Here is a 16,555-nt window from a genome sequence, read left to right as displayed (position 1 = left end):
ACTGAGAAGGATAAGGTCATGCGCCATCGTAAGAGTGGTCGTCAACTGAACCGCAACAGCAGCCATCGCCAGGCTATGTTCCGCAACATGGCAGGTTCACTGGTTCGTCATGAAATCATCAAGACGACCCTGCCTAAAGCGAAAGAGCTGCGTCGCGTAGTTGAGCCGCTGATTACTCTTGCCAAGACTGACAGCGTTGCTAATCGTCGTCTGGCATTCGCCCGTACTCGTGATAACGAGATCGTGGCAAAACTGTTTAACGAACTGGGCCCGCGTTTCGCGAGCCGTGCCGGTGGTTACACTCGCATTCTGAAGTGTGGCTTCCGTGCAGGCGACAACGCGCCGATGGCTTACATCGAGCTGGTTGATCGTTCAGAGAAAGCAGAAGCTGCTGCAGAGTAATCTGTAGTAACGTAAAAAAACCCGCCTCGGCGGGTTTTTTTATATCCGCAGAATCTCCACTTATCTACAATGTCTGTATCTTTTCTGCTCACCCCCTGGAGTTCATTATGTGGTTGCTCGATCAGTGGGCTGAACGCCATATTTGCGATGCCCAAAACAAAGGCGAGTTCGAAAATCTTCCCGGTAGCGGTGAGCCGCTGATTCTGGACGATGATTCACATATTCCCCCTGAATTACGGGCCGGTTATCGCTTACTGAAAAACGCAGGTTGTTTACCGCCTGAACTTCAGCAACGCAATGAAGCCGTCGAGCTTGCCGATCTGCTTAAAGGCATTCATAAGAATGACCCGCGGTACTCCGAAATCAGTCGTCGGTTGGCGCTCATCGAGCTAAAACTGCGCCAGACGGGAATGAATACTGACTTTTTGCATGGTGAGTACAGTGAAAGGTTAATGCAAAAAATAAACGAGGAGTAGCCATGTACCGCATAGGTGAACTTGCGAAGCTTGCTAACGTAACGCCGGATACTATCCGCTACTACGAAAAGCAGCAGATGATCGATCATGAGGTCAGAACGGAAGGTGGATTTCGCCTTTATACGGATAACGACCTGCAACGCCTTCGTTTTATCCGCTATGCACGGCAACTCGGCTTCACGCTGGAGTCGATCCGTGAACTGCTGTCGATCCGTATCGATCCTGAACATCATACGTGTCAGGAATCTAAAAGCATCGTTCAGGCCCGGCTGGATGAAGTTGAAGGACGCATTCAGGAGCTGCAAGCCATGCAGCGATCTCTGCAAAGGTTAAATGACGCGTGCTGCGGTACCGCTCATAGCAGTGTTTATTGCTCAATACTGGAAGCTCTTGAACAGGGCGCCAGTAGTGAAACTCAGGGTTGTTGATTTTTTATCAGCCAGGGACTAGACTCCCGCCGACATTAACTATGCTCAGGAGAAATGATGAGCCGCTATCAGCATACGAAGGGACAAATTAAGGATAACGCCATTGAGGCATTGCTTCACGACCCGCTTTTCAGACAGCGTGTTGAGAAGAACAAGAAAGGAAAAGGGAGTTATTTACGTAAAGGTAAACATGCACAACGGGGTAACTGGGAGGCCAGTGGCAAGCAAGCTAATCGCTTTTTTACCACTGGCCTTTCTGTTTCTGTCGCCTGATTAAACGCGGTTGTTCTGCTCTTTTAACAGATCGCGAATTTCAGTCAGTAAGACTTCTTCTTTAGTTGGTGCTGGCGGGGCAGCAGCCGGTTCTTCTTTTTTACGGTTAAGTCTGTTGATAAGTTTGATCGCCATGAAAATGGCAAATGCCACGATCACGAAATCAAATACGTTCTGAATGAATACGCCATAGTGCATTACAACCGCAGGGATATCGCCCTGAGCCTCCCGAAGGGTGAAGGCGAACTGTTTGAAATCAATGCCTCCAATCAACAGTCCTAACGGCGGCATAATAATGTCGGCGACTAATGATGAAACGATCTTACCGAACGCCGCACCAATAATGACACCCACAGCCAAATCCACCACATTCCCGCGCATCGCAAATTCGCGAAACTCTTTAATAAAACTCATTATGTTCTCCTTGTGCCAGCTGACGCCTATAAGTTTAACAAATGATTAGCTAATTGCCATTGGGGATAAATAATCGTTATGAAAAATAAAAGGCATGAAAATTAGAAGGTTAATATTTGGGTGCTCTCGTCTGAGCACCCAAATCATTACAGGAAGAACGGGCTTGGCTGGAATAAACGCTCGACGTCGGTAATAAATTTTTTATCGGTCAGGAACATAATAACGTGGTCACCCTGCTCAATACGTAAATTATCATTGGCGATCATGACATCGTTACCTCGTACTACGGCGCCGATAATGGTGCCTGGTGGAAGTTTAATTTCGTCGATCGCGCGACCAACAACGCGCGACGTCGTTTCATCCCCATGAGCGACGGCTTCAATGGCTTCAGCAACACCACGACGAAGAGACGACACGCCGACAATATCCGCTTTACGTACATGGCTTAGCAGGGCAGAAATGGTGGCTTGCTGAGGCGAAATAGCAATATCAATTACGCTACCCTGTACCAGGTCGACATAAGCCTTACGCTGGATAAGCACCATTACTTTTTTCGCCCCCATACGTTTAGCGAGCATGGCGGACATAATATTCGCTTCGTCGTCGTTGGTGACGGCAATAAAAAGATCAACCTGATCGATATGCTCTTCGGCCAGCAATTCCTGATCCGAAGCATCGCCATAAAACACGATAGTATTCTGAAGCTTTTCAGCCAGCTCCGACGCGCGCTGTTGATCTCGTTCGATCAGCTTCACGCTGTAGTCTTTTTCCAGCCGTCTCGCCAGACCTGCGCCAATATTACCGCCGCCAACCAGCATAATACGTTTATACGGTTTTTCGAGACGCTGAAGTTCACTCATCACCGCACGGATATGCTGAGAAGCCGCAATAAAGAAGACTTCATCCCCGGCTTCGACAATGGTGGACCCTTGCGGACGAATAGGTCTGTCGTGACGGAAAATCGCCGCAACACGCGTATCGATATGTGGCATATGCTCGCGCATTGTCGACAGGGCATTACCAATCAGCGGGCCGCCGTAATAAGCCTTCACAACCGCCAGGCTTACTTTTCCTTCCGCAAAGTTCACAACCTGCAACGCGCCCGGGTACTCAATCAGACGATAAAAACTGTCGATAACCAGCTGTTCAGGGGCAATAAGATGGTCGATAGGTACTGCTTCGGAATTAAACAGCTTTTCCGCATCCCGGACATAGTCCGGGGAGCGAATGCGGGCGATGCGGTTCGGTGTGTTGAAAAGCGAGTAGGCCACCTGACATGCAACCATGTTGGTTTCATCAGAACTGGTTACTGCAACCAGCATGTCGGCATCGTCTGCGCCCGCCTCCCGAAGCACTCGTGGGTGAGAGCCGTGCCCCTGTACAACACGAAGATCAAACTTGTCCTGCAAAACGCGCAGGCGATCGCCATTGGTATCCACAATGGTGATATCGTTGTTTTCGCCCACGAGATTTTCCGCCAGCGTTCCGCCAACTTGCCCTGCGCCCAGAATGATAATTTTCATCTTTCGTGACCTGTTCTCAACATCACTCTTTGATTAGCTTAGCGTAAAAGAAACCATCACCCTCTTCTGCGCCCGGCAGGTTTTGCAGACCCGGGTGCTCAGGTGTTCCCGTATCATGCAGCGTAGCGTCCGGGGTGCGTTTCAGGAAAGCCGTAATTTGCTGACTGTTCTCTTCCGGAAGAACAGAGCAGGTTGCATACACCAGGGTTCCGCCGGGTTTGAGATGCGGCCAGATGGCATCCAGAATTTCGGATTGCAACTGGGCAAGCTCCTTGATATCACGATCGCGACGCAGCCATTTGATATCGGGATGACGACGAATCACGCCAGTTGCTGAGCAAGGGGCGTCCAGCAAAATACGATTGAACCTGGTATCACCACACCAGTCTGCGGGTTTACGTCCATCGCCTTGCTTAACCTGTGCTTTCATACCCAGACGCTTGAGGTTGTCATAGACGCGTGAAAGACGCTGCTCATCAACATCCACGGCCATCACGCTGGCCTGCGGCGCCACTTCCAGAATATGCGTTGTTTTCCCCCCTGGCGCTGCACAGAGATCAAGGATCTGCTCCCCGTCTTTCGGTTCAAGCCAGGTCATGCAGCCCTGAGCGGATGCGTCCTGTACCGTTACCCAGCCCTCTTCAAAACCGGGTAATGCATGTACCGGTGCAGGGGAGGCTAAACGAACCGCATCAGGATAAGCAGCGTGTGTGAAGCCGCTCATTCCGGCCTCTTCCAGCAGGGCCAGCCATGCGTCGCGGGTATGATGGTTACGATTGACGCGTAACCACATCGGCGGACGTTGGTTATTGGCATCCACAATGTCTTGCCATTGCTGTGGGTAGGCTTTTTTAAGGCGATTCAGCAGCCATTCAGGGTGCAGGAAGCGCGATTCGCTTTGCGCAAATTCTGCCAGCAGTTCGTCCTGCTGACGCTGGAACTGACGCAGCACGCCGTTAATCAACCCTTTCAGTTGAGGACGTTTAATCGAAACGGCACCCTCCACTGTCTCAGCCAGCGCAGCATGAGGTGGAATGCGGGTATGAAGAAGCTGGTAGAAACCGACCATGATCAAATAATGCACGGTACGCTGCTTGCCGCTCATCGGGCGTGACATCAGCTTATTAATTAACCATTCAAGCTGAGAGAGGGTGCGCAGCACGCCAAAGCACAGCTCCTGAAGCAGTGCTTTGTCTTTATCGGAAACCTTTTGTTGCAGTGGAGGCAGGACATTACTCAGTGACTGGCCCTGCTCGATAACCTGCTCAACGGCCTGAGCCGCCATAGTGCGTAGATTTTGTCTTTTCATAACCGTAAAAATAAAAATGCCCGGAAACACCGGGCCTTAAGAGTAAATTTGTTCAGGCAAGGCGATTGCCAGGGATGAACCATTCACGACGGGAATTTAATAGATCCTGCGCGCTCATTGCCTTTTTACCGGCCGGTTGCAGCGATTCAAGATTCAGGATCCCTTCTCCGGTCGCAACCTGGATACCGTTTTTGCTGGCGTCGATAATCGTACCGGGCTCTGCCGAAGTATTGCCGTTAATAACTGAAGCTTTCCAGACTTTCACTGGCTGCTCATCAATCATCAACCAGCTCATCGGCCATGGATTAAAGGCGCGGATACAGCGTTCGAGTTGAGCTGCTGACAGGGACCAGTCGATCCGGGCTTCTTCTTTACTCAGTTTTTCAGCATAGGTCACCTGTGCCTCATCCTGCACTTCAGGTGACGCTGTATTGTCAGCAAGCTGTTGCAACGTCTCAATCAGCCCCTGCGGACCGAGATCCGCCAGCTTGTCATACAGCGTGGCGCTGGTATCTTCTGCGGTAATGGGACACGCCAGTTTATACAGCATGTCGCCCGTGTCTAAACCTACGTCCATCTTCATGATTGTCACGCCAGTTTCAGCATCGCCTGCCCACAGAGCGCGCTGAATAGGGGCTGCACCACGCCAGCGTGGGAGCAAGGAACCATGAACGTTAACACAGCCCAGGCGGGGCATATCGAGTACCGCTTTCGGCAGAATGAGGCCGTAAGCCACAACTACCATCACGTCAGCGTTCAGGTCTGCCACTAACTGCTGGTTTTCCTGAGGTCGTAATGATGCAGGCTGGAAAACCGGCAAACCATGCGTTTCTGCCAGCACTTTAACCGGGCCAGGCATCAATTTTTTACCGCGGCCAGCCGGACGATCAGGCTGAGTAAATACGCCAACAATCTGATGACCAGACGATAGCAGCGCGTCGAGATGACGCGCCGCAAAATCAGGGGTACCCGCGAAGATTATACGTAGTGATGTAGACACGTTATTCCTTGTATCCGGGGGGCGTTAAGCGCGAGAACGTAAACGATCCAGTTTCTCAACTTTCTGACGAATACGCTGTTGCTTCAGCGGTGAGAGGTAATCGATAAACAGCTTACCGACCAGGTGATCCATCTCATGCTGAATGCAAATCGCCAGCAGATCGTCGGCTTCCAGCTCAAACGGATTGCCGTCACGATCCAGTGCGCGGATTTTAACTTTTTCGGCACGTGGCACCAAAGCGCGCTGTTCAGGGATAGACAGACAGCCTTCCTCAATACCTGTTTCGCCGCTTTTTTCCAGCATCTCAGGGTTGATCAGCACCAGGCGCTCATCACGATTTTCAGAAACGTCGATCACAATAATACGTTTGTGAATGTCTACCTGGGTCGCGGCAAGGCCAATGCCTTCTTCAGCGTACATGGTATCGAACATATCATCGACGATACGCTGAATTTCTGCATTCACTTCTTTAACCGGTTCCGCGACGATGCGAAGGCGCTCGTCAGGAATATGTAACACTTGCAAAACTGCCATAAATTTCCAGAGTCGTGTTCAGGAGTTGATAAGAATATTACTTCTATTCTAGACAAATCCCCGGTCGATTGACAGCATCAGTGACCAATCGCAAAGATTGCTGAGGCTGCTTATGGCAGGGAAAAGGATGACGTCCACAGAGATATGGTTACGGCTTATAAACATCGGGTCGTTATACGGTGACGCGATGCTGGAGATTGCGCAGAGGCTGCTTCGCCAGGCAACCGTCGATGCTGAAGCTGTCAACGCGTCAGGGCTTTCGCCCAAACATGCCGTAAAGTTTTTTTCGTTCAGTGAGAGTGAGCTTGAACGTAGTCTGGAATGGCTGGAACACACCGACAACCACCTTCTCACAGCGGATGATCCTCGCTTTCCGCCATTGTTACGTTCTATACCTGATTTTCCCGGGGCGCTATTTGTGCGAGGCCGCGTTGACGTGCTTAATAGCATGCAGCTTGCGGTTGTGGGCAGCCGTGCGCCCTCGTGGTATGGCGAGCGGTGGGGGAAAATGCTGAGTGAACAGCTGTCCCAATGTGGCTTTACGATCACCAGTGGCCTGGCTTGCGGCATCGATGGTGTGGCACATCATGCGGCGTTGTCAGCAAAAGGGCGAAGTGTCGCCGTGCTTGGCAATGGTCTTTTTAGTCTCTATCCGCGTCGTCATCACATTCTGGCTGAGCAACTTATCGCTTCAGAGGGGGCGATAGTGTCTGAGTTTTCACTTTCGACATCGCCCAGACCGGGTAACTTTCCACGGCGTAACCGGATCATCAGTGGGTTAAGCCAGGGCGTGCTGGTGGTCGAAGCTGCGATTCGGAGTGGATCGCTGGTTACCGCAAGGTGCGCACTGGAGCAGGGACGTGAAGTTTTTGCGCTACCCGGCCCGTTGGGGAACCCTGGCTGCGAAGGCCCTCACTGGCTGATAAAACAGGGGGCGACGCTGGTGACCTGTAAAGAGGATATCCTGGAAAATTTGCAATATGGATTGCATTGGTTGCAGGATGATCTCCAAAAGCGACATATTTCATCGGATCAGGAGGCAGTAGCATTGCCATTTCCCAAGCTCCTGGCTAACGTAGGAGATGAGGTAACACCTGTTGACGTTGTCGCTGAACGTGCCGGCCAACCTGTGCCAGTAACGGTAGCACAGCTACTCGAACTGGAGTTAGCAGGGTGGATCGCAGCTGTACCCGGCGGCTATGTCCGATTAAGGAGGGCATGCCATGTTCGACGTACTGATGTATTTGTTTGAGACTTACATCCACAACGAAGCAGAAATGCAGGTGGATCAGGACAAATTAACACGGGATCTGACCGACGCAGGTTTTGAGCGGGAAGATATTTATAATGCGTTGATGTGGCTGGATAAGTTGGCTGATTATCAGGACGGCCTCGCCGAACCGATGCAGCTTGCTTCTGACCCATTGTCTGTGCGCATCTATACAGCTGAAGAGTGTGAAAGGCTGGATGCCAGCTGCCGGGGATTCATTTTATTCCTCGAGCAGATTCAGGTGCTAAACCTCGAAACGAGAGAGATGGTGATAGAGCGCGTCATGGCGCTGGATACTGCTGAATTTGAACTGGAAGATCTCAAATGGGTGATCCTGATGGTTCTATTCAACATCCCAGGCTGTGAAAATGCCTATCAGCAAATGGAAGAATTACTCTTTGAAGTGAATGAAGGTATGCTGCATTAATTCTATGTGCAGCAACAAGAGTTGTTATGGCCAAATCAGCACTCTTCACGGTGCATAAAAACGAGCCCTGCCCACAGTGTGGGGCTGAACTTGTTATTCGGTCCGGGAAACACGGTCCGTTTCTCGGTTGTTCACACTATCCGGAATGTGATTATGTCCGTCCCCTGAAAAGCCAGGCGGACGGACATATCGTCAAAATTCTGGAGGGACAGCTTTGTCCACTCTGTGGCGGCGAACTGGCGCTGCGGCAGGGGCGGTTCGGGATGTTTATCGGATGCAGCCGCTATCCGGAATGTGAACATACGGAACAAATTGATAAACCAGATGAAACGGCAATTGCCTGCCCTCAGTGCCAGCGTGGTCAATTGGTGCAGCGCCGCTCTCGTTATGGCAAGACCTTCCATTCGTGCGATCGCTATCCTGAATGCCAGTTCGTTATCAATTTCAAACCAGTAGCGGGCGTCTGCCCTCATTGCGATTATCCGTTACTTATAGAAAAGAAAACCGCGCAAGGCTTGAAACGCTTTTGCGCCAGTAAACAATGTGGAAAGCCGGTTTCGGCGGATCAAATCAGTGAATAATAACCTGCCATCAGGCTCCATCGCGCAGGCGGTGGACATCCTGAAAAAAGAAGAAGTCATCGCCTATCCAACAGAAGCCGTTTTCGGGGTCGGGTGCGATCCTGACAGCGAAGTCGCCGTTAACCGTCTGCTGGCGCTAAAACAGCGGCCTGTCGAAAAAGGATTGATTTTGATCGCTGCGAACTACGAGCAGCTTAAGCCTTATATTGATGATTCCATGCTGACACCTGCACAGCGGGAAACCATTTTCTCTGCGTGGCCTGGTCCCGTGACGTTTGTTTTCCCTGCACAACCGACAACGCCGCGCTGGCTAACCGGGCGTTTCGATTCACTCGCGGTACGCGTTACCGACCATCCCTTGGTGGTGGAGTTATGCCAGGCATTTGGTAAACCCCTGGTTTCAACCAGCGCCAACCTGACCGGGCTTCCCCCTTGTCGGACAACAGAAGAAGTTCTGGCGCAGTTCGGGAATGATTTCCCTGTAGCCGTGGGTGAAACCGGGGGGCGTCTTAACCCGTCAGAAATTCGCGATGCCTTGACCGGCGAACGTTTTCGCCAGGGATAATGTTATGGAAACCTATGCTGTTTTTGGTAACCCGATCGCGCACAGCAAGTCGCCTCTGATCCATCAGCTGTTTGCAGAGCAATTGCAGATAGATCACCCGTATGGTCGGGTTCTTGCGCCTGTTGATGCATTTATACCGACGCTGAATAGCTTTTTTGATGCGGGTGGTAAAGGTGCAAACGTCACGGTGCCTTTTAAAGAAGAGGCTTTCGGGCGCGCGGATGAGCTGACCGAGCGTGCCTCGCTCGCTGGTGCCGTCAATACCCTTAAGCGGCTCGAAGATGGTCGCCTTCTGGGCGATAACACCGATGGCATAGGTTTACTCAGCGATCTGGAACGACTGTCGTTTATTAAACCAGGCTTTCGGATCCTGCTGATCGGCGCGGGTGGCGCGTCGCGCGGCGTATTGCTTCCTCTTCTTTCGCTGGATTGTGCGGTGACAATCACCAACCGTACCTTCTCCAGAGCAGAAGAGCTGGCGGCGTTGTTCGCACACACAGGCAGCGTAACTGCGGTAGCACTTGACGATCTCGCGGGTCACGAATTTGATCTTGTGATTAATGCCACCTCAAGCGGTATTAATGGAGAGATCCCGGCGATTCCTGCATCCCTGGTTCATTCCCACATCTACGCCTATGACATGTTTTATCAAAAAGGGAAAACGCCATTTCTGACCTGGTGTGAACAACAGGGGGCAAAACACGTGGCTGATGGTCTGGGCATGCTGGTGGGGCAGGCGGCTCATGCGGTGCTACTCTGGCATGGCGTGTTACCTGCTGTAGAACCGGTGATCGAAAAGCTGAAACAGGAACTGATGGCATGAATCAGGCGATTCATTTTCCCGACAGAGAAATCTGGGATGAAAATAAGCAAGCGGTTTGTTTCCCGGTGCTGGTGCATGGAATGCAGCTCACCTGTGCGATTAAAGGGGAGACGTTGCATCAGCGCTTTGGTGGTTCAGATCCGTTAGCCGTCTTTTGCGAAAATCGCTGGGATCTGGAAGAGGAAGCCAGCGATTTGATCCGCGATCAGCAGGAAGACGATCAGGGTTGGGTCTGGTTATCCTGATCCAGATAGTCATTCTTCCATTTAACGTAATTGTTCGCTGAGTATTTCAATCCTTCGATCTCCGCCTCTTTTAGGGGGCGGATCTGTTTAACCGGACTGCCTAAATAGAGATAGCCACTTTCCAGACGTTTGTTTTGCGGAACAAGGCTTCCTGCGCCAATCATTACGTCATCTTCTACTATGACGCCATCCAGCAAAATCGATCCCATCCCAACGAGAACCCTGTTACCGATTGTGCAGCCGTGGAGCATCACTTTATGACCGACGGTGACATCTTCCCCAATGATGAGCGGATTGCCCTCAGGGTTATAAGATGACTTATGAGTCACATGCAGCACGCTGCCGTCCTGAATATTGGTGCGTGCACCGATTGCAACGTAGTTAACATCGCCCCGGATCGCGACGAGTGGCCAGATGCTGACATCCTCGGCCATGCGAACATCACCAATGACCACGCTGCTGGTATCGATCATCACGCGATCGCCTTTTTGGGGGAACAGATCTTTATAAGGACGTAATACTGCAAACATATCTACCTCGATACAGATGAGCGCTATTAAAGAAGACTTTGATCGTATTCCTGGATCGAGGCAAGGCAAAATGCGTCAATTTTTAAGCGGATCGGGTGGGTTTTCAGCGAAAAGCACGGAAAATCATCAGTTGGAAAAAAAGATCTAAAAAATACTTGTGCTAAAAACTGGGATCCCTATAATGCGCCTCCATCGACACGGCGGATGTGAATCACTTCACAGACAACCCGGTCGGTTGAAGAGAAAAAATCCTGAAATAACGGGTTGACTCTGAAAGAGGAAAGCGTAATATACGCCACCTCGCGACAGAGCGCTGAAGCGCGTCGCAACTGCTCTTTAACAATTTATCAGACAATCTGTGTGGGCACTCAAAGTGACATGGATTCTTAATGTCCTCGGACACTAAATGAATACCAAGTCTCAACGAGTGAACACGTAATTCATTACGAAGTTTAATTCATTGAGCATCAAACTTTTAAATTGAAGAGTTTGATCATGGCTCAGATTGAACGCTGGCGGCAGGCCTAACACATGCAAGTCGAACGGTAACAGGAAGCAGCTTGCTGCTTCGCTGACGAGTGGCGGACGGGTGAGTAATGTCTGGGAAACTGCCTGATGGAGGGGGATAACTACTGGAAACGGTAGCTAATACCGCATAACGTCGCAAGACCAAAGAGGGGGACCTTCGGGCCTCTTGCCATCGGATGTGCCCAGATGGGATTAGCTAGTAGGTGGGGTAACGGCTCACCTAGGCGACGATCCCTAGCTGGTCTGAGAGGATGACCAGCCACACTGGAACTGAGACACGGTCCAGACTCCTACGGGAGGCAGCAGTGGGGAATATTGCACAATGGGCGCAAGCCTGATGCAGCCATGCCGCGTGTATGAAGAAGGCCTTCGGGTTGTAAAGTACTTTCAGCGGGGAGGAAGGCGATAAGGTTAATAACCTTGTCGATTGACGTTACCCGCAGAAGAAGCACCGGCTAACTCCGTGCCAGCAGCCGCGGTAATACGGAGGGTGCAAGCGTTAATCGGAATTACTGGGCGTAAAGCGCACGCAGGCGGTCTGTCAAGTCGGATGTGAAATCCCCGGGCTCAACCTGGGAACTGCATTCGAAACTGGCAGGCTAGAGTCTTGTAGAGGGGGGTAGAATTCCAGGTGTAGCGGTGAAATGCGTAGAGATCTGGAGGAATACCGGTGGCGAAGGCGGCCCCCTGGACAAAGACTGACGCTCAGGTGCGAAAGCGTGGGGAGCAAACAGGATTAGATACCCTGGTAGTCCACGCCGTAAACGATGTCGACTTGGAGGTTGTGCCCTTGAGGCGTGGCTTCCGGAGCTAACGCGTTAAGTCGACCGCCTGGGGAGTACGGCCGCAAGGTTAAAACTCAAATGAATTGACGGGGGCCCGCACAAGCGGTGGAGCATGTGGTTTAATTCGATGCAACGCGAAGAACCTTACCTACTCTTGACATCCAGAGAACTTTCCAGAGATGGATTGGTGCCTTCGGGAACTCTGAGACAGGTGCTGCATGGCTGTCGTCAGCTCGTGTTGTGAAATGTTGGGTTAAGTCCCGCAACGAGCGCAACCCTTATCCTTTGTTGCCAGCGGTTAGGCCGGGAACTCAAAGGAGACTGCCAGTGATAAACTGGAGGAAGGTGGGGATGACGTCAAGTCATCATGGCCCTTACGAGTAGGGCTACACACGTGCTACAATGGCGCATACAAAGAGAAGCGACCTCGCGAGAGCAAGCGGACCTCATAAAGTGCGTCGTAGTCCGGATTGGAGTCTGCAACTCGACTCCATGAAGTCGGAATCGCTAGTAATCGTGGATCAGAATGCCACGGTGAATACGTTCCCGGGCCTTGTACACACCGCCCGTCACACCATGGGAGTGGGTTGCAAAAGAAGTAGGTAGCTTAACCTTCGGGAGGGCGCTTACCACTTTGTGATTCATGACTGGGGTGAAGTCGTAACAAGGTAACCGTAGGGGAACCTGCGGTTGGATCACCTCCTTACCTTAAAGAACCTGCCTTTGCAGTGCTCACACAGATTGTCTGATGAAAAGTAAATAGCAAGGCGTCTTGCGATTGAGACTGTACGTCCCCTTCGTCTAGAGGCCCAGGACACCGCCCTTTCACGGCGGTAACAGGGGTTCGAATCCCCTAGGGGACGCCACTTGCTGGTTCGTGAGTGAAAGTCACCTGCCGTCATATCTCAAAACTGACTTGCGAGTCATGTTTGAGATATTTGCTCTTTAAAAATCTGGATCAAGCTGAAAATTGAAACGACACACAGCTCATGTGTGTTCGAGTCTCTCAAATTTTCGCAAGTCGATGGTGAATCGAAAGAAACATCTTCGGGTTGTGAGGTTAAGCGACTAAGCGTACACGGTGGATGCCCTGGCAGTCAGAGGCGATGAAGGACGTGCTAATCTGCGAAAAGCGCCGGCGAGGTGATATGAACCCTTGACCCGGCGATGTCCGAATGGGGAAACCCAGTGCAATCCGTTGCACTATCGTTAACTGAATACATAGGTTAACGAGGCGAACCGGGGGAACTGAAACATCTAAGTACCCCGAGGAAAAGAAATCAACCGAGATTCCCCCAGTAGCGGCGAGCGAACGGGGAGCAGCCCGGAGTCTGAATCAGCTTGTGTGTTAGTGGAACGGTCTGGAAAGTCCGACGGTACAGGGTGATAGTCCCGTACACGAAAATGCACATGCTGTGAACTCGAAGAGTAGGGCGGGACACGTGGTATCCTGTCTGAATATGGGGGGACCATCCTCCAAGGCTAAATACTCCTGACTGACCGATAGTGAACCAGTACCGTGAGGGAAAGGCGAAAAGAACCCCGGCGAGGGGAGTGAAAAAGAACCTGAAACCGTGTACGTACAAGCAGTGGGAGCCTCTTTATGGGGTGACTGCGTACCTTTTGTATAATGGGTCAGCGACTTATATTCTGTAGCAAGGTTAACCGTATAGGGGAGCCGAAGGGAAACCGAGTCTTAACTGGGCGTTAAGTTGCAGGGTATAGACCCGAAACCCGGTGATCTAGCCATGGGCAGGTTGAAGGTTGGGTAACACTAACTGGAGGACCGAACCGACTAATGTTGAAAAATTAGCGGATGACCTGTGGCTGGGGGTGAAAGGCCAATCAAACCGGGAGATAGCTGGTTCTCCCCGAAAGCTATTTAGGTAGCGCCTCGTGAACTCATCTTCGGGGGTAGAGCACTGTTTCGGCTAGGGGGCCATCCCGGCTTACCAACCCGATGCAAACTACGAATACCGAAGAATGTTATCACGGGAGACACACGGCGGGTGCTAACGTCCGTCGTGAAGAGGGAAACAACCCAGACCGCCAGCTAAGGTCCCAAAGTCATGGTTAAGTGGGAAACGATGTGGGAAGGCACAGACAGCCAGGATGTTGGCTTAGAAGCAGCCATCATTTAAAGAAAGCGTAATAGCTCACTGGTCGAGTCGGCCTGCGCGGAAGATGTAACGGGGCTAAACCATGCACCGAAGCTGCGGCAGCGACACTATGTGTTGTTGGGTAGGGGAGCGTTCTGTAAGCCGTTGAAGGTGTGCTGTGAGGCATGCTGGAGGTATCAGAAGTGCGAATGCTGACATAAGTAACGATAAAGCGGGTGAAAAGCCCGCTCGCCGGAAGACCAAGGGTTCCTGTCCAACGTTAATCGGGGCAGGGTGAGTCGACCCCTAAGGCGAGGCCGAAAGGCGTAGTCGATGGGAAACAGGTTAATATTCCTGTACTTGGTGTTACTGCGAAGGGGGGACGGAGAAGGCTATGTCAGCCGGGCGACGGTTGTCCCGGTTTAAGCATGTAGGCGGAGGTTCCAGGTAAATCCGGTACCTTGTTAACGCTGAGGTGTGATGACGAGGCACTACGGTGCTGAAGTGATAAATGCCCTGCTTCCAGGAAAAGCCTCTAAGCATCAGGTAACACGAAATCGTACCCCAAACCGACACAGGTGGTCAGGTAGAGAATACCAAGGCGCTTGAGAGAACTCGGGTGAAGGAACTAGGCAAAATGGTGCCGTAACTTCGGGAGAAGGCACGCTGATGTGTAGGTGAAGCCCCTGCGGGCGGAGCTGAAATCAGTCGAAGATACCAGCTGGCTGCAACTGTTTATTAAAAACACAGCACTGTGCAAACACGAAAGTGGACGTATACGGTGTGACGCCTGCCCGGTGCCGGAAGGTTAATTGATGGGGTTAGCGGCAACGCGAAGCTCTTGATCGAAGCCCCGGTAAACGGCGGCCGTAACTATAACGGTCCTAAGGTAGCGAAATTCCTTGTCGGGTAAGTTCCGACCTGCACGAATGGCGTAATGATGGCCAGGCTGTCTCCACCCGAGACTCAGTGAAATTGAACTCGCTGTGAAGATGCAGTGTACCCGCGGCAAGACGGAAAGACCCCGTGAACCTTTACTATAGCTTGACACTGAACACTGGTCCTTGATGTGTAGGATAGGTGGGAGGCTTTGAAGCGTGGACGCCAGTCTGCGTGGAGCCAACCTTGAAATACCACCCTTTAATGGCTGGTGTTCTAACGTAGACCCGTAATCCGGGTTGCGGACAGTGTCTGGTGGGTAGTTTGACTGGGGCGGTCTCCTCCCAAAGAGTAACGGAGGAGCACGAAGGTTGGCTAATCCTGGTCGGACATCAGGAGGTTAGTGCAATGGCATAAGCCAGCTTGACTGCGAGCGTGACGGCGCGAGCAGGTGCGAAAGCAGGTCATAGTGATCCGGTGGTTCTGAATGGAAGGGCCATCGCTCAACGGATAAAAGGTACTCCGGGGATAACAGGCTGATACCGCCCAAGAGTTCATATCGACGGCGGTGTTTGGCACCTCGATGTCGGCTCATCACATCCTGGGGCTGAAGTAGGTCCCAAGGGTATGGCTGTTCGCCATTTAAAGTGGTACGCGAGCTGGGTTTAGAACGTCGTGAGACAGTTCGGTCCCTATCTGCCGTGGGCGCTGGAGAATTGAGGGGGGCTGCTCCTAGTACGAGAGGACCGGAGTGGACGCATCACTGGTGTTCGGGTTGTCATGCCAATGGCACTGCCCGGTAGCTAAATGCGGAAGAGATAAGTGCTGAAAGCATCTAAGCACGAAACTTGCCCCGAGATGAGTTCTCCCTGAGACTTTAAGTCTCCTGAAGGAACGTTGAAGACGACGACGTTGATAGGTCGGGTGTGTAAGCGCAGCGATGCGTTGAGCTAACCGATACTAATGAACCGTGAGGCTTAACCTTACAACGCCGAAGGTGTTTTGGCGAAGAGACAGACAATCAAATTTCAGCTTTGATACAGATTAACAGAATTTGCCTGGCGGCTTTAGCGCGGTGGTCCCACCTGACCCCATGCCGAACTCAGAAGTGAAACGCCGTAGCGCCGATGGTAGTGTGGGGTCTCCCCATGTGAGAGTAGGGAACTGCCAGACATCAAACAAGTAGAAAGGCCATCCGAAAGGATGGCCTTTTTGCGTTATCGCTCCAGCCAAACCAATTCCCTCATTCGATATTCCTGCTGTCGCCATTAATACCTTACGGACGTATTAAAGCGTTTTACCCTACTGAAACTGAAGTTGTGGAATGCATTATGCTGGCTCGCAGCAGCGTTAAATCAATTAAATGTTATGTACAGGTATGGGGTATAGCGGGGAGTAAGGTAGCGTATTGAATTTAATTAATATCTGATGCTATTCGTGATGAGGAATATACGTTCCTTATAT

16 protein-coding genes, 1 tRNA gene and 3 rRNA genes are annotated in these 16,555 nt (G+C 51.5%); 14 read left to right on the top strand and 6 right to left on the bottom strand.

Annotated elements, in window-relative coordinates; genetic code table 11:
• The first annotated feature begins 18 nt into the window (after positions 1–18).
• The 4 genes from rplQ to L379_RS02430 all read left to right on the top strand — a co-directional run bounded on the left by rplQ (position 19) and on the right by L379_RS02430 (position 1,579).
• Complete coding sequence (gene rplQ, locus L379_RS02415) at positions 19–402, top strand: 50S ribosomal protein L17 (protein ID WP_001216368.1); 384 nt, start codon at positions 19–21, stop codon at positions 400–402.
• A gap of 107 nt (positions 403–509) precedes the next feature.
• A complete protein-coding gene (locus tag L379_RS02420) occupies positions 510–878 on the top strand; it encodes a DnaJ family domain-containing protein (RefSeq protein WP_023295520.1) in 369 nt (122 codons plus the stop codon).
• Positions 879–880: 2 nt separating this feature from the next.
• Positions 881–1,306, top strand: coding sequence for a Zn(2+)-responsive transcriptional regulator (zntR, locus tag L379_RS02425; RefSeq protein WP_003863328.1), 426 nt, complete (start codon positions 881–883; stop codon positions 1,304–1,306).
• Between the two features lie 57 nt (positions 1,307–1,363).
• Entirely contained in the window at positions 1,364–1,579 is a 216-nt protein-coding gene (locus L379_RS02430; RefSeq protein ID WP_017383729.1) for an alternative ribosome-rescue factor A, read from the top strand.
• Here L379_RS02430 and mscL read toward each other — a convergent pair whose 3' ends face one another.
• From mscL to def, 5 genes are all read right to left on the bottom strand, one after another.
• Positions 1,580–1,993 carry a large-conductance mechanosensitive channel protein MscL gene (gene mscL, locus L379_RS02435; RefSeq protein ID WP_003863335.1) on the bottom strand — a complete coding sequence of 138 codons (414 nt, stop codon included), beginning with the start codon at positions 1,991–1,993 and terminating at the stop codon, positions 1,580–1,582.
• A 146-nt stretch (positions 1,994–2,139) separates the two neighbouring features.
• Positions 2,140–3,516: a Trk system potassium transporter TrkA gene (trkA, locus tag L379_RS02440; protein ID WP_032655319.1), complete on the bottom strand. Its 1,377-nt coding sequence runs from the start codon at positions 3,514–3,516 to the stop codon at positions 2,140–2,142.
• A 22-nt stretch (positions 3,517–3,538) separates the two neighbouring features.
• Entirely contained in the window at positions 3,539–4,825 is a 1,287-nt protein-coding gene (rsmB, locus tag L379_RS02445; protein ID WP_032655741.1) for a 16S rRNA (cytosine(967)-C(5))-methyltransferase RsmB, read from the bottom strand.
• A 52-nt stretch (positions 4,826–4,877) separates the two neighbouring features.
• On the bottom strand, positions 4,878–5,825 hold the full coding sequence (fmt, locus tag L379_RS02450) for a methionyl-tRNA formyltransferase (protein ID WP_032104909.1): 948 nt from the start codon (positions 5,823–5,825) through the stop codon (positions 4,878–4,880).
• A 24-nt stretch (positions 5,826–5,849) separates the two neighbouring features.
• The gene (gene def / locus L379_RS02455; RefSeq protein WP_015571402.1) at positions 5,850–6,359 is read right to left on the bottom strand and encodes a peptide deformylase; all 510 of its coding nucleotides are present in this window, start codon (positions 6,357–6,359) and stop codon (positions 5,850–5,852) included.
• 127 nt (positions 6,360–6,486) lie between these two features.
• On the opposite strand from def, the gene dprA reads away from it, so the two are divergent.
• Genes dprA through L379_RS02485 form a run of 6 tightly spaced genes read left to right on the top strand, consistent with a single transcriptional unit; the run spans position 6,487 to position 10,270 of the window.
• On the top strand, positions 6,487–7,611 hold the full coding sequence (dprA, locus tag L379_RS02460; protein ID WP_017693885.1) for a DNA-protecting protein DprA: 1,125 nt from the start codon (positions 6,487–6,489) through the stop codon (positions 7,609–7,611).
• Positions 7,583–8,056: a DUF494 family protein Smg gene (smg, locus tag L379_RS02465; RefSeq protein WP_000460665.1), complete on the top strand. Its 474-nt coding sequence runs from the start codon at positions 7,583–7,585 to the stop codon at positions 8,054–8,056. The genes dprA and smg overlap by 29 nt, the downstream gene beginning before the upstream one ends.
• 26 nt (positions 8,057–8,082) lie before the next feature.
• Positions 8,083–8,637: a DNA topoisomerase family protein gene (locus tag L379_RS02470; RefSeq protein ID WP_017383725.1), complete on the top strand. Its 555-nt coding sequence runs from the start codon at positions 8,083–8,085 to the stop codon at positions 8,635–8,637.
• Positions 8,630–9,202, top strand: a complete 573-nt coding sequence (gene tsaC, locus L379_RS02475) for an L-threonylcarbamoyladenylate synthase type 1 TsaC (RefSeq protein ID WP_017383724.1) — start codon at positions 8,630–8,632, stop codon at positions 9,200–9,202. Before L379_RS02470 ends, tsaC begins: the two co-directional genes overlap by 8 nt.
• Positions 9,203–9,206: 4 nt before the next feature.
• A complete protein-coding gene (aroE, locus tag L379_RS02480; protein WP_015571399.1) occupies positions 9,207–10,025 on the top strand; it encodes a shikimate dehydrogenase in 819 nt (272 codons plus the stop codon).
• Positions 10,022–10,270, top strand: a complete 249-nt coding sequence (locus L379_RS02485; RefSeq protein ID WP_015571398.1) for a DUF1488 family protein — start codon at positions 10,022–10,024, stop codon at positions 10,268–10,270. Before aroE ends, L379_RS02485 begins: the two co-directional genes overlap by 4 nt.
• Here the strand turns inward: L379_RS02485 and L379_RS02490 are convergent.
• Complete coding sequence (locus L379_RS02490) at positions 10,246–10,800, bottom strand: gamma carbonic anhydrase family protein (RefSeq protein ID WP_023295516.1); 555 nt, start codon at positions 10,798–10,800, stop codon at positions 10,246–10,248. The two genes, L379_RS02485 and L379_RS02490, sit on opposite strands and share 25 nt — an antisense overlap.
• A 477-nt stretch (positions 10,801–11,277) precedes the next feature.
• Between L379_RS02490 and L379_RS02495 the strand changes: the two genes are divergently transcribed.
• The 4 genes from L379_RS02495 to rrf all read left to right on the top strand — a co-directional run bounded on the left by L379_RS02495 (position 11,278) and on the right by rrf (position 16,264).
• Positions 11,278–12,819, top strand: a 16S ribosomal RNA gene (locus L379_RS02495).
• Positions 12,820–12,903: 84 nt separating this feature from the next.
• Positions 12,904–12,979 (top strand) — tRNA-Glu (locus L379_RS02500).
• Between the two features lie 192 nt (positions 12,980–13,171).
• Positions 13,172–16,076, top strand: a 23S ribosomal RNA gene (locus L379_RS02505).
• A gap of 72 nt (positions 16,077–16,148) precedes the next feature.
• Positions 16,149–16,264 (top strand): 5S ribosomal RNA (rrf, locus tag L379_RS02510).
• Together the 16S, 23S and 5S rRNA genes with 1 tRNA gene alongside form the textbook arrangement of a ribosomal RNA operon.
• Positions 16,265–16,555 lie beyond the last annotated feature (291 nt).

Source organism: Enterobacter sp. MGH 33, from assembly GCF_000534535.1.
Taxonomy (GTDB): Bacteria; Pseudomonadota; Gammaproteobacteria; order Enterobacterales; family Enterobacteriaceae; genus Enterobacter; species Enterobacter hormaechei_C.
This window is presented reverse-complemented; position numbering and strand designations above follow the sequence as displayed.

Bases quoted from the DNA above. Each gene is read 5' to 3' on its own strand.
- rplQ (WP_001216368.1), top strand. From the start codon at position 19: ATGCGCCATCGTAAGAGTGGTCGTCAACTGAACCGCAACAGCAGCCAT.
- L379_RS02420 (WP_023295520.1), top strand. From the start codon at position 510: ATGTGGTTGCTCGATCAGTGGGCTGAACGCCATATTTGCGATGCCCAA.
- zntR (WP_003863328.1), top strand. From the start codon at position 881: ATGTACCGCATAGGTGAACTTGCGAAGCTTGCTAACGTAACGCCGGAT.
- L379_RS02430 (WP_017383729.1), top strand. From the start codon at position 1,364: ATGAGCCGCTATCAGCATACGAAGGGACAAATTAAGGATAACGCCATT.
- mscL (WP_003863335.1), bottom strand. From the start codon at position 1,993: ATGAGTTTTATTAAAGAGTTTCGCGAATTTGCGATGCGCGGGAATGTG.
- trkA (WP_032655319.1), bottom strand. From the start codon at position 3,516: ATGAAAATTATCATTCTGGGCGCAGGGCAAGTTGGCGGAACGCTGGCG.
- rsmB (WP_032655741.1), bottom strand. From the start codon at position 4,825: ATGAAAAGACAAAATCTACGCACTATGGCGGCTCAGGCCGTTGAGCAG.
- def (WP_015571402.1), bottom strand. From the start codon at position 6,359: ATGGCAGTTTTGCAAGTGTTACATATTCCTGACGAGCGCCTTCGCATC.
- dprA (WP_017693885.1), top strand. From the start codon at position 6,487: ATGACGTCCACAGAGATATGGTTACGGCTTATAAACATCGGGTCGTTA.
- smg (WP_000460665.1), top strand. From the start codon at position 7,583: ATGTTCGACGTACTGATGTATTTGTTTGAGACTTACATCCACAACGAA.
- L379_RS02470 (WP_017383725.1), top strand. From the start codon at position 8,083: ATGGCCAAATCAGCACTCTTCACGGTGCATAAAAACGAGCCCTGCCCA.
- aroE (WP_015571399.1), top strand. From the start codon at position 9,207: ATGGAAACCTATGCTGTTTTTGGTAACCCGATCGCGCACAGCAAGTCG.
- L379_RS02485 (WP_015571398.1), top strand. From the start codon at position 10,022: ATGAATCAGGCGATTCATTTTCCCGACAGAGAAATCTGGGATGAAAAT.
- L379_RS02490 (WP_023295516.1), bottom strand. From the start codon at position 10,800: ATGTTTGCAGTATTACGTCCTTATAAAGATCTGTTCCCCCAAAAAGGC.